General features: G+C 56.2%; 8 protein-coding genes. 3 read left to right on the top strand and 5 right to left on the bottom strand.

Features of this window, described 5'->3' with window-relative positions; translation table 11 throughout:
- Positions 1–73: 73 nt before the first annotated feature.
- The 3 genes from JTM80_RS11120 to JTM80_RS11110 form a co-directional block, all read right to left on the bottom strand.
- On the bottom strand, positions 74–1,336 hold the full coding sequence (locus JTM80_RS11120) for a hypothetical protein (protein ID WP_172358041.1): 1,263 nt from the start codon (positions 1,334–1,336) through the stop codon (positions 74–76).
- Positions 1,337–1,581: 245 nt separating this feature from the next.
- Positions 1,582–2,529: an alpha-E domain-containing protein gene (locus JTM80_RS11115; protein WP_172358042.1), complete on the bottom strand. Its 948-nt coding sequence runs from the start codon at positions 2,527–2,529 to the stop codon at positions 1,582–1,584.
- A gap of 65 nt (positions 2,530–2,594) precedes the next feature.
- The gene (locus tag JTM80_RS11110; RefSeq protein WP_172358043.1) at positions 2,595–4,031 is read right to left on the bottom strand and encodes a circularly permuted type 2 ATP-grasp protein; all 1,437 of its coding nucleotides are present in this window, start codon (positions 4,029–4,031) and stop codon (positions 2,595–2,597) included.
- A gap of 431 nt (positions 4,032–4,462) precedes the next feature.
- Between JTM80_RS11110 and JTM80_RS11105 the strand changes: the two genes are divergently transcribed.
- From JTM80_RS11105 to nagA, 3 genes are all read left to right on the top strand, one after another.
- Positions 4,463–5,101 carry a zinc ribbon domain-containing protein gene (locus JTM80_RS11105; protein WP_172358044.1) on the top strand — a complete coding sequence of 213 codons (639 nt, stop codon included), beginning with the start codon at positions 4,463–4,465 and terminating at the stop codon, positions 5,099–5,101.
- 612 nt (positions 5,102–5,713) lie between these two features.
- Positions 5,714–7,708, top strand: coding sequence for an alpha/beta hydrolase (locus JTM80_RS11100; RefSeq protein WP_172358045.1), 1,995 nt, complete (start codon positions 5,714–5,716; stop codon positions 7,706–7,708).
- Between the two features lie 284 nt (positions 7,709–7,992).
- Positions 7,993–9,141 (top strand): N-acetylglucosamine-6-phosphate deacetylase, encoded by a 1,149-nt coding sequence (nagA, locus tag JTM80_RS11095; protein ID WP_172358046.1) that lies wholly within the window; start codon positions 7,993–7,995, stop codon positions 9,139–9,141.
- Between the two features lie 51 nt (positions 9,142–9,192).
- Here nagA and mscL read toward each other — a convergent pair whose 3' ends face one another.
- Positions 9,193–9,603, bottom strand: coding sequence for a large conductance mechanosensitive channel protein MscL (gene mscL / locus JTM80_RS11090; RefSeq protein WP_172358047.1), 411 nt, complete (start codon positions 9,601–9,603; stop codon positions 9,193–9,195).
- A 956-nt stretch (positions 9,604–10,559) separates the two neighbouring features.
- Positions 10,560–12,101 carry a DASH family cryptochrome gene (locus JTM80_RS11085; protein ID WP_172358048.1) on the bottom strand — a complete coding sequence of 514 codons (1,542 nt, stop codon included), beginning with the start codon at positions 12,099–12,101 and terminating at the stop codon, positions 10,560–10,562.
- Positions 12,102–12,439 lie beyond the last annotated feature (338 nt).

Here is a 12,439-nt window from a genome sequence, read left to right as displayed (position 1 = left end):
CCGTAACGGAGTCCCTGCCTTCTGCAATATTCACCTTATCAGAACGGAACGAAGATGCGGCGATGATGATGCCTCACTGCCCTGTCAGCTTACTTAGGGCATTCTGCGCCTGAATCGTCAGCAGTTCTGCCTCTTTGTAAACCGTGGTGCCACTGGGGATCGCCTTCAGTTCGGTGAGGATGCGGTTAAGCTGGCCAATTTGATAATTGGCATTGGTGCTGCCTGCGAGCTGCTGAAACTGCTGAATCTCCTGGTTTACCCGCGCCAGACGGCGCACAGCCTCGGCTTCGGCATCGCGGCGCACGCGAATTTCGCCCAGGTTGGCCTGATATTGGGCCAGCAGTTTTTCGGCCTCGGCTTTGCCTTGCAGATCATTGCTGGGAACTTGCCGCAGGCGGGCGATCGCCTCATTCCACAGATCCATCACCCGATCCCACTCTGCTACGGTATGGGGCGGGTTTTGGGCTGCTTTGGCCGCTTGCCAGGCAAACTGGCGGGCATTTTCAATTTGCGCGTTGACCTTGGCGCTTTCGGCAGCCAGCCCAACGGTGCTGCGAAGCTCGGCGACGGCGGCGGCGTGGCGGGTGCGGGCAGTGCGGCCGGCGAGGGTCTGGCTGGGGATTAGTTCCAAGTCTTGCAGACCTGCTTGCCAAGCGGCGATCGCCCCTGCTTGGTCAGCCGGGTTGGCGGCCTGCTGATAAGTCTGCTTAGCCTGGGCGATTGCCTGCTCTGCCGTCACCAGCGCCGTTTGAGCGTTTTGCTCCTGGGCGGCCTTGGCTTGCAGGCGGGCCACTTCCATACGGGCATTGTTAAAGCCTGCGGTGGTGAAGCTCCAGCGATATAGCCCGCTCCAGCCGTCGTACCAATAGTCGTGCAGCCACACGGGTAGCTCGTCTAGACGCTTCTGCGCTTCGATGGCCTTGCGCTGACCCGCATCAATATCTTCGGGGCGGGTAGGGTTGTCAATCAGTTGTTTAGCTTGCTGCGTCAGGGCGATCGCCGCCTTGTAGTTGTTGTCCATACTGACATAGCTGGGCAACAGCAGCACGGGCGCTTTTTCGGCAACCGGGCGGCGAATCGGCGCGTAGGGCAGGTTGATGGCCCAGAGAATGCCCGCTGGAACGCCAACAAGCAGCCCCAGTCCCAGCAGCTTGCCCAAAAAATTTCCACTCCGGCGCGGCGGGGGCGCACTCACAGGACGCGCCTGGATTGCCTGCCGCCGCTCATGCTCTAGCTCTCGTTCAAGTTCGGTGAGCGATTTGGGCTTTGCGGGCAGCGGGGCAGGCGGCGAAGACGGTGGGCTGGCAGGGCGAAAGACTCGGTTAAACAGTCCCATGATGCAGCGATGGAAAAGGAGAAAAGACAGGTAGCGGGAAACACCGCCGGATCTCCATCCTAGCGTTCCCAATCGAGCCGCTGCTTTCGCCAAACTCGCCCAGCAAACTCGCCCGGCAAACTCGCCCGGCAAACTTGCTCGGACTCAGTGCCCGCTACTTCATGCGCTAGTCAGCTAGGCCCATCAGCTAGGTGCATCTGAAATATTCGCCAATATTCGCCAAACTCGCCGAGTCTCAGTGCCCGCTAGACCACTTCCAGCGCAAAGAACGTCTCGCGGATTTTCCTGCCAATGTCGTTCAACGCAGTTTCCAGGTCGTCGAGAAACTCGTGCAGCCCACGCTGGGTGATCTCTTCAACGGTAATGTAGTCCAGTTCGGAGCGCAGTTTTCCCAGGGCCCGTTCTGCTGGGTTGCGCCATACACCGCGAGAACTGCCCGTAATCTGGTGGAGCGATCGCTCGGCTTCTAGCAGGCAAAACTGGATCGACCGGGGAAACTCCCGATCCAGCACCAAAAAGTTCACCACATCCTGCGGCGTGATGCGGTGCTGCCGCTTGCGATACATCTCATAGCCGCTGGCTGATTTCAGCAGCGCGATCCACTGCAACTCGTCCAGCGGCGTGCCCACGTCTTTGACTGAGGGCAGCAGGATGAAATACTTCACGTCCAAAATCCGCGCGGTCTTGTCTGCCCGCTCGATCATCCGCCCAATCCGCCCAAAGTGCCAGCCCTCGTTGTGCGACATAGTAGCGTTCATCACGCCTGCAAACAGGTGACTCGACATCTTTACCTGCGAGAAAAAGTCCGACAAGTCCAAGTCATCAGGGCGCTGGCAGGCATCTTTCACCATGAGATAAAAATCGTTGACCTGCTCCCACATTTCCGAGGAAATGCTCTCCCGCACCGATCGCGCGTTTTCTCGGGCCATTTGCAGGCACGACAGGATGGAGTTGGGGTATTTGGCATCAAAGGTAAGGAAGCGAATCACGTTGTCTGCCGTCGCTGCGCCATAGTTCTCTTTGAACAGCGTCAGGTCGCCCGTCGTCAGCACCAGCGGCTCCCACTGCTGGGCCACGCCCACGGGCGAATCCAGCAGCAGGTTCAGGTTCACGTCTACAAATCGGGCGACGTTTTCGGCCCGCTCGATATAGCGGTTAAGCCAGTAGATGGAATCGGCAACGCGGCTGAGCATTGTTTGATGGATTGATGGAAGGCTAGTTGATTGAAGGAAGATTAGAGGTTAAAGGGTTGGACTTGCTAACTATTGCCCACGACCCACGTATCCTTCGTGCCGCCGCCCTGGGATGAGTTGACGACGAGGGAGCCGCGCCGCAGGGCAACGCGGGTGAGTCCGCCAGGGTTCACATAAATCTCTTTGCCGTAGAGGATATACGGCCGCAGATCGACGTGACACCCTTCGATGCGATCGCCCATCAGCGTCGGGGCGCGAGACAGCGTAAGCGTGGGCTGGGCAATATAGTTGCGCGGGGTGGCGCGGATGCGTTCGGCAAAGTCTTCGCGCTGCTCTGGCGTGGCGTGGGGGCCGATCAGCATTCCATAGCCGCCAGACTCGTTCGCCGCCTTCACCACCAGCTTGTCTAAGTTTGCTAACACATGGGCCTGATCCTGCGGCTCCCAGCAGAGATAGGTCGGCACGTTGGGAATGATCTGGTCTTCGCCCAGATAATATTTCACCATCTTGGGCACGTAGGCGTAGATTACCTTGTCGTCGGCTACGCCCGTACCCGGCGCATTGGCCAACGCCACCCGCCCGCGCCGATAGACCTCCATAATGCCGGGAATACCCAGCATCGAGTCGGGGCGAAACGTGGTGGGGTCAAGAAAATCATCGTCAATGCGGCGATAGACCACATCTACCCGCTGAAGACCCTTGGTGGTCTTCATTTGCAGATAGCCATCCGCCACCACCAGGTCGCTGCCCTGCACCAGTTCCACGCCCATCTGCTGCGCCAAAAAGGAATGCTCGAAATAGGCAGAGTTGTACATCCCCGGTGTCAGCACAACCACGGTGGGATCGTCCAGGTGGGGCGGAGCCAGGTTTAGCAGGGTTTCCAAAAGCTGGCCCGCGTAGTCGTCTACAGGCAAAATCGGCATCTGCCCAAACACCAGCGGAAATGTGGTTTTCATGACGCGGCGATTTTCCAGCACGTAGGACGCGCCAGAGGGACAGCGCAGGTTGTCTTCCAGCACGTACCACTGCCCGTCGCGATCGCGCACCAGATCTGTCCCCGTGATATGGCACCAGATGCCGTTGGGCGGCTCCATGCCCAGACAAGGCTTGAGAAACCCTTTAGATGAGTAAATTAAGTCTTCCGGAATCAGTCCGTCTTTGACGATTTTTTGCTCGCCATAAATATCGCTCAAGAAGCGGTTCAGTGCCTCAATCCGCTGCTTGAGTCCGCGCTCCAGCCAGGCCCAGTCATGTCCAGATACGATGCGCGGAATAATGTCGAAGGGCAACACCCGCTCAGTGCCCTGTTCATCGCTATAGACGTTGAAGGTCGCCCCCAGCCGCAGTAGGGCTTTTTGGGCAGACTGCTGTCGCTGCATCAACTCCTCGATGCTCAAAGAGTTGATGCGCTCAACCAGCGGCAGCGCTTCGGGGCGAGGCTGTCCTCGTTCGACAAACAGCTCGTCGTAGAAATCTCCGGGGTCGTAGTCGTCCAGTTTCACGGCAAAAGAAATTAATTTTTCTAGTAATTTTTCTGGCTCGTTTCTTTGATTCGTCAAAGGGTGCGGATGAATGACCCTAGGACGGGCTTTAGAGCACTTTTGATCCCCCCAGCCCCCCTTAAAAGGGGGGAATCGACTCAGGGCAAGCAACAACCTAGAAAGTTTTAGAACACCGCCCAGCCTGCTGCTGTGTACTTACCACGCCCCCCACTATGGCAAACCGCGTCTTCCAAATCGGCCAAAACGGATACTGTAAAAACCTGCTTTCAGTGTTGAACTGGTTCGCAAGCATCCTCTAGCGCTTCAACCCCCCCGATCCTTGCTTGTTTTGGGCAGAGTCTTTGGGTCTGGCGTTTAGGATGTAGGGATGATACCAAACCTTTTTGAAATTCCCCTGGATTCCCTTTGAAAAGATTAAGGAAGAGCTAGCTATGGCATACGTCACAGACCTGGGTGCAGGTCAGCGCCTCTGGATTGAAAGCCGCGATCGCCTCACGATTCTCACCCTTCTAAGCGCCAGCGCCGGACAGCAGCAAAGCCAGCGAATGTCGGTCGAAACGGGTGCTTGGGCCGCACCACCCCAGGCATTTCGCACAGCAGGCGGTGTGGTGGTGCAAGTGGAGACAGAAAACGGCTCGCGCTTTGTGCAGGTGCAGGGGAGCCAGATGCAGTCGCTCAACGGTGTGCCTGTGCTTTCGGGGGCGGCGGTGCTGCCGATGCAGGAAACGACAGAAGACCCAATGCCGCCGATGGAACCCATGAAGCCAATGGAACCCATGAAGCCAATGGAACCCATGAAGCCAATGGAACCCATGAAGCCAATGCCGCCGATGAATTCCGGTCATCCCCTACAAATGGGCGAGATGCAGATGGGCGAGCTAAAGATGGGCGATATGGAAATGCGCCTGAACCCGATGCAAATGAAGATGGGCAGTTTGGAGATGCGAATGGGCAGTGCCGAACGCCAGTCCCAGCAGCGATTTTGTACCCAGTGTGGCGGCGAGGTGCAGATGGGCGATCGCTTTTGCGCCCAGTGTGGTCATCGGGTGGGAGAACTGAGCCACAGCTAAGGCAAGCTTCAGATTCAGCCTGCATCCCCTGTAAAGCCCCCTGTAAAGCTCCCTATAAAGCCCTGTACGAAGCCCGATAAGAAGGTTGGCGGGCACTTTTCTCGCCCAAGTTTTCCCGTCTAGATATCTCGTCCAAATTTCTCAGCCGGATCTCTCGTCCAGATTTTCTCACCCGGTTTTCTAAAGCAGACTTGTAGCCGCGAAGTCTGACAGATTGTTAACTTGCTGTAATCTACCTTGGCAGGTAGGGAAAACTAACTAATGGGTGGTCAAAATCTTAAATTCTTACAAATTGTTGATTTTATGCCGCTGGATTTATACCGTTGCACCAGCAATCTGGGTATGGTTAACAATACCTGCTTCTAGCCCAGCGGATTTCGTCGGAACGCCCTGTTCAGAATGCCCTGTTCAGAAACCCCATCAGAACAACAGCCTCGCTGATTTGCCCGACCCGCTCATTTGCCGAGATGCTCTGTAGACCTGTTTGCGATGCCTTTGCTGCCCCTACACGCTCGACGGTTTTTTACTCGACACGCCGCCCCCGGAGTTGAGAATCTGTCCGCGAAAACCGAAAGACCTGCACCTGCTGACCGATGGCGTGATGTCCCATCTGTGCTTTTATCTGCCCCTCTGAAGCGGTTTATCACGGCCCAGCGATGGCGATCGCCCCTGGGCTGGGTGGGTGGAGCGCTGCTGCTGGTGGGTAGCCTAGCCGATCCGGCAGCAGCGGCAAAAAAGCTCTCGATCAAGCTCGGCCCAGTGCAGTCTTCGGTGCAATTGTCCGATTTACAGCACTACGCCAAGACCGGGGATGTGCAGGGGTCGCTGCGGGGCTATCGTCTGCTGCTTAGTCCATCTCTGCAAAGCACGCTGCAAAGCAGTATTCCACTTGATCCAAACGCTGGGCATCGCCTGGTTAAGGATCTCCTGAGTTCCTCGGCGGGCGATCGCCTGCTTACAGCACTGGAGCGCGTTATCCCCAATGGCGATCGCAAAATGCTGCAACTGGCGCTGACTCGTGCCGCCACCCACGCCAACGGGCTGAGCCTGCTGGGATTCTTGCAAGAATTTCCCGCTCCAGAAGTCGTGCTAGACCTGACGGCAGTGGCCTCGCTGACCTCGCAGATGAATCTAGCCTACTGGCAAAGTCAGGCGCTGACCTCGATTTTGGAGCGCGAGCTGACCGTGCCTGAAGCAGCTCCCTTCCATGCGGAGCTAGACCCGACCCGTCCCGGTATGCATTGGGTACGCCAGCAGTCCCTCGTCTTCCGCGACTACGAACGGGCCCGCACGATTCCGGTCGATTTGTACTGGAGCTATCGCACGACTGGCCCGCTTATCGTTATTTCTCACGGCTTTGGAGCCGACCGCCGATTTTTGGGCTATCTGGCGAGACACTTGGCTTCCTATGGCTTTGCAGTGGCCGCACTGGAACACCCTGGCAGCAACGTCGCCTGGATCACGGAAATTACGCAGGGGAGGACACGGGGGCGACATGGCACCGATCTTCTGCCCAGCCAGGAGTTTATCGATCGCCCTCACGACATCAGCTTTTTACTGAGCGAACTCGATCGGTTGAATCGTCACTCCACGTTGCTCAGGGGGCGGCTAGATACCCAGCAGGTCGTGGTCATCGGCCACTCGCTGGGCGGCTACACGGCGCTAGCGCTGGCCGGAGCCAGACTCGACTTGCCCAATCTGCGCCAGTTTTGCAATAGCCCGGAGCGGGTCGCCCTGTCCATTGCTGACTGGTTGCAGTGTACGGCGGCGGATCTGCCCGACGAACTGCCCGATCTGCGCGATCGCCGGGTGGCGCGAGTGATGCTGCTCAATCCGGTGATTGGTCGCCTGTTTGACGAAGAGAGTCTGGCGAAGATCCGCATTCCAACGCTGATTGTATCGGGCACTTCAGACGCAGTGATGCCCGCCGTCAGCCAGCAGTTGTTGCCCTTTACCCAGCTTCCGGCTGATTCCAAGCTCTTGCTCACGGTCATTGGCGGCGGGCACCTCAGTGTTGGCGATCCCGAAAACCTGAACCAGGCGCTTACCCACAGCCTGTTTATGCGAGAACAGGGCGATCGCGAAACAGAGGCACTCCGACAATTGCTCAAGGGCATCTCGCTGTCCTTTGTCAAACAGCTTACGCCGGATGCTCGTCACTACAAGCCATTTTTGTCGGCAGAGTATGTCCAGTCGTTTTCCACCGCCACCCTCCAACTGCGGCTAAATGCCCAGCTTTCAGAAAAGCTGTCGAACTGGCTCCAGATGGCAGCGCTGCCCCTAGAACAGATGACCTCCAGCGCCCAGCCCCAGCCGCGTCAATACGTCAGAACGCAGGTGGCAGGAACGGGGATCACCGTGCTGCTGGCGGGGTTGCCGCTGGTGGTGTTTGTCCTGCCGGGATATTTATCCTCATCGGTGAATCGGGTGCTGCGGCGCAAAGGTCAACCGGGACGAGCCAATTTGTCAGGGCATTCTCAGCCAGGGCATTCTCAGAGGCTACATTCCGAGCAGGCAGATGGGGAACTGACGGATCGAGCCGCCCATGCGGGAATCACAGACGCAGACTCAGACTCAAAAGACTTAGAAGAAGCCGATAGATCCTGAATCTGGCGGATCAATGTGCGGATCAATTTGGAGCGCGGCCTTTTGAGTTTATGTATGATTGAGGCCAGCCTCTTGAGACTGTCCGCATTGACCGGAGCAGAATTTAGAGTTTAAGGGACGTGCTGTTGCCGGGGGCGATCGCCCTTCTGCTCTGCACTGATCCCACAGTTAGAACATCAGATGAACGTCAGATGAAACGTCAGCAAGACTAATTTCGTTCAAGCTGATACACGAATTCACGAACGGCAGCGCGAACGCCTTTTGCCTTTTATTTTGTCCTAACTATGCGCCCCTACGCCCTGACAAATTGCGTACTGCATACTGGTGAGCAAGATTTGGTCGATCACGCGCTGCTGATTGAGGGCGATCGCATTCTCGACATTCTCCCGTCCTGGGATTTACCCGACTCTTTCGGCGTTATTGACTTGCAAGGCGACCACGTTTCACCCGGTTTTGTCGATTTGCAACTGAACGGCTGTGGGGGAGTCATGTTCAACGACGAGATTACAGCCAAGACGCTGGAGATCATGCACACGACCAACCTTAAAAGCGGCACCACCAGCTATTTGCCAACGCTGATCACCACGTCGGATACGGATATGCTGCGGGCGATGGAACTGGTGCGCGACTATCGAAAATTTCGCCCCCATAACGTGCTAGGGCTGCATTTGGAAGGGCCCTATCTAAACCCAAAGCGCAAGGGCATCCACAACGAGCGCTACATCCGTCGGCCCGAACCAGCAATGATTCAGCAGATCGCGGCGGCGGGTCGCAATTCTGTGTTGCTGCTGACGCTGGCTCCCGAAATCGTAGAGATAGACGATATTCTGACGCTGGCAGATGCAGGTATTTTGGTGTCCGCCGGCCATAGCGATGCAACCTACGAGCAGGCGATCGCCGGATTCGACGCAGGCGTGGGCATGGTGACGCATTTATTTAACGCCATGTCGCCCTGGCTGGGGCGCAGTCCGGGGCTGGTAGGCGCTGCCTTTGACCGAGATGACGTGTATGCCGGAATTATTGCCGACGGTCATCACACCCACCTGCGCTCGATCGCCCTGGCCCACCGCATGAAAGGTGAAAAGCTGCTAATTGTCACCGATGCCACGCCGCCCGTTGGCACTCAGATGGACTCCTTCAGGATTGGCGGGCAGGTGGTGTTCTACCGCGAGGGCAAGTGCGTGTCGGCCGAGGGAACCCTGGGCGGCTCTGCGCTGACGATGATCGAGGCCATCCGCAACTGCGTTTCGATTGGGCTGCCCCTAGACGAGGCACTGCGGATGGCGAGTGCTTATCCCGCCGCGGCGATCGCCGTGAACGATCGTCTGGGCTATCTCGCACCTGGCTACGTCGCAAACCTGGCGATGTTCAACGATGCGCTGGAGATTACCGGCGTGTGCGATCGGGGCGAATATTTGGCGGTGATGAGCTAGCAATTAAGCTCCTAACTCCTAACCCACCCCCACGCCCTCGCATCGTCGCGACTAGCGTCGTTCTAGCGTTTCCGTCAGGCGCTCCACCGCATCCGCTAGGCGAGTGTTCACCTCAGCCAAATCAGGCGCTTCGGGATCGGCTTCCTTGCGCTTAAACGAAGCAAACCACTTGATCACCAGGTACAGCGAAAAGGAAATAATCAGGAAGTTAATAATGGCGGCCAAAAAATTGCCCACGGGAATAGCACCAATAATTGTGATGCCCGAAATTCCTGCCGCCGGATCTACGCCAAAAATCAGGGCGATGATGGGCATGATGATGTCGTCCACCAGCGATTGCACAATCGAGCCAAAGGCTGCGCCGATGATTACACCCACCGCCAAGTCAACCACGTTTCCCTTCAGGGCAAATTCTCGAAAATCGCGGAGAAACCCGCCTACCGCACCGTTTCGTCGAGCCATGATTTCTGTTCACTCCTAAACACAATCAACCAGAAGAATCAATCAGACATTTAACCTAGAAACTGCCTTTAGAGGATGTTTGAAAAGTCCTACTGTTTGTAGCAAAGCGTGCTAGATCCCCCTAAATCCCCCTTAGAGCTAATTTATGAAGCAAATCTTAAGAAGCCTGAAACTCTTGGCATGTGTGGCTTTGAGGTCATGTTTGCCCAGGAAAAGCGGTTTCTCGGAAATCCTTGATTAACAAGGCTTTCAGGCTCCTTTACAAATTAGCTCTTAAAAAGGGGGACTTTAAGGCGGTTTCCCCCCTTGTTAAGGGGGGCTAGGGGGGATCTCTGAGTGCTTAACATTACAGGCGATACCTTTTCAAACACCCTCTGAGAGGATGTTTGAAAAGTCCTACTGTTTGTAGCAAAGCGTGCTAGATCCCCCTAAATCCCCCTTAAAAAGGGGGACTTTAAGGCGGTTTCCCCCCTTGTTAAGGGGGGCTAGGGGGGATCTCTGAGTGCTTAACATTACAGGCGATACCTTTTCAAACACCCTCTGAGAGACAGGACTGACGCACTTGCCATAAGTTCTCTAGGTTTTGGAGGATTTCTTGCGGGTGCAGCCCGCAAGAAATCCTCCAACTGCGTAAGTCCTAAGAGATTCTCTTCAGGCCGATCCCTCAGCCCAGAGAAATTTCTATCGGTCAAACCACGGCTCTAGGAACCCTTTCTGCCCATACGGTAGTGCGAGTTTTTTCGGATTGCAAGGTCAACAGGATGCTGTCGGAGCAGTCTTGCTTTTCGGGCGCTTTCTTGTCTCAATCCTGTATCAATTCTGCTAACCACCCTATACCAATTCTGCTAGCCACATCGCCTGCGCGGAGCCAGGAAAAGAATGGCTAGAAATCTTGCAGAGCTTGACGGGCACTCCAAAATCGCAAATCCAAAATCGCAAATCGATGTCAGGGCTTCTTAGCGCCGACGCTTGCCTCGCTGCAAGGCTTTGGGCTTGGGAGCCGCGCTCCAACCCTGCGTGGCGGCGTTGTAGATTTTTTCGTTCGCTTCTGCCGATTTGAACAAGTCCACCACGGGATTGGGATAATCCACGCCCAGCCGTAGCCCAAAGCGCTGCTGTTCGACGGGCAACAGTTTCCAGGGTTCATGCACCTTAGCAGCGGGCACGTTCGCCAGTTCTGGTAGCCAGTGCTTTACATAGTCGCCCTGCGGATCGTAGTCTTTGGACTGCTTGAGGATGTTGAAAAAGCGAAAGCCGCGAGCGTCGTTGCCCACGCCCGCCGTGTAGTTCCAGTTGCCGTAGTTGCTGCATACGTCGTAGTCGATCAGCAGCGACTCGAACCACTCTGCGCCCATGCGCCAGTCGATGCCCAGATTTTTCGTTAGGAAACTGGCGACGTTTTGCCGTCCACGATTGGACATGAACCCGGTGGCGGCCAGTTCTCGCATGTTGGCATCCACCAGCGGAAAGCCCGTCTGCCCTTTGCGCCACAGGTCAAACCGCTGCCAATCCTGCTGCCAAGGGATGGGAATGCCCTGGAGACCAGAGGGATAGAACACTTTGGAGCCGTGCTTGGCGCAGATAAAGCGAAAATAGTCGCGCCAGAGCAGTTCAAAAATGAGCCAGTAGGTGGAGTCGTTTTTGATGCGCTCTGCTTCGTAGCGACCGACTTCGGCGTGGATCAGGCGCGGCGACAGGCAGCCCAACGCCAGCCACGGCGAAAACTTGGAGGAATAGTCTGCACCCAACATGCCGTTGCGCGTGTCTTTGTATACCCGCAGGCGATCGCCCTCCCAAAAATAATCCTTGAGTCGTGCCAGTCCCGCCGTTTCGCCCCCCTGAAACCGCAGCACCCCCCGCGCATCGGTTGCAGGCGGCATCAGCCCCAGGTCTGCCAGAGTGGGAATTTCGCCTGGTTTGTGCGAATCGTCTGGCCAGTCGTCTGGCAAATCCTCTGGCAGGGGCGGCAGCGACTTGGGCGCAGGCAGGGGCGGGTTGACCGATGAGTCGCGCTCGACCTGCTTGCGAAAAGCGGTAAACAACTCCGGAAGCTGCGACAGATCAAAGGGCAAATCATCGGGATGATAGAGCGTATGTCCCCAAAACGATTGCACCCGAACGCCCAGCGGCTTTAGGGCATTGCTGAGGGCGATTTCGACTGCTTGCTCCTCGGCGGTCGCTTCTTGGTGATAGAAGACCGCAGAAATCGCCAGTTTTGCTGCCAGGCGGGGAATAATAAGTTCAGGGCACTCCTGGCAAATGAGTAAATCACTGCCCAGGCCGCAGAGCGATCGCCGCAAATCAGCTACACTCTCTAGCAAAAACTGGGCCCGAAACGCGCCTGTCTTGGGGAAGCCAAAAGCAGTCTTATCAAACTGGCGCGGGTCGAAACAGTAGACCGGGACGATCTCTGCGCCGCTGGCGATCGCCCGATGCAGCGGTTCATGATCGTGGAGCCGGAGGTCGTTGCGGAACCAGAGAAGAATACGTTGGGTCACAGTCGTCAGAATACTTCAGAGTACTGTCATCAGGGCACATGGATCAGCATCCATTCCTTAACATAGCGTTACACAGGCTTGGTTGCCTGCGGACAGCCCGGATTTGCAGCCCGATTTGCAGACCCACTCAGCCCAATTTGCAGCGCTTAGATATCGGCTCATCTTGGCGAGTGAAGACCAGACTTGTTAAGAATTTTTAGAGATTGTGGCTCTCTTGCTACTCTGAAGAAAGAGGGTGCATTGTCAATCAAATGGCTGAAATCGGTTTAAGGTAATCAATTTAAGACCGTTAAGATCGTTAATTTAATCCCTTTGTCTGCTCAGTCAGACTCGTGTTA

Origin of the sequence: Thermoleptolyngbya sp. PKUAC-SCTB121, assembly GCF_016919485.1 — a bacterium.
Lineage (GTDB): Bacteria > Cyanobacteriota > Cyanobacteriia > Elainellales > Elainellaceae > Thermoleptolyngbya > Thermoleptolyngbya sichuanensis.
Note: the sequence above shows the minus strand (reverse complement) of the source record. Positions and strands in the feature narration are given on the sequence as shown.

What these genes read in the sequence shown, in the direction of transcription:
- mscL (WP_172358047.1), bottom strand. Translation starts at nt 9,603, where the DNA reads ATGGCTCGACGAAACGGTGCGGTAGGCGGGTTTCTCCGCGATTTTCGA.
- JTM80_RS11120 (WP_172358041.1), bottom strand. Translation starts at nt 1,336, where the DNA reads ATGGGACTGTTTAACCGAGTCTTTCGCCCTGCCAGCCCACCGTCTTCG.
- nagA (WP_172358046.1), top strand. Translation starts at nt 7,993, where the DNA reads ATGCGCCCCTACGCCCTGACAAATTGCGTACTGCATACTGGTGAGCAA.
- JTM80_RS11105 (WP_172358044.1), top strand. Translation starts at nt 4,463, where the DNA reads ATGGCATACGTCACAGACCTGGGTGCAGGTCAGCGCCTCTGGATTGAA.
- JTM80_RS11115 (WP_172358042.1), bottom strand. Translation starts at nt 2,529, where the DNA reads ATGCTCAGCCGCGTTGCCGATTCCATCTACTGGCTTAACCGCTATATC.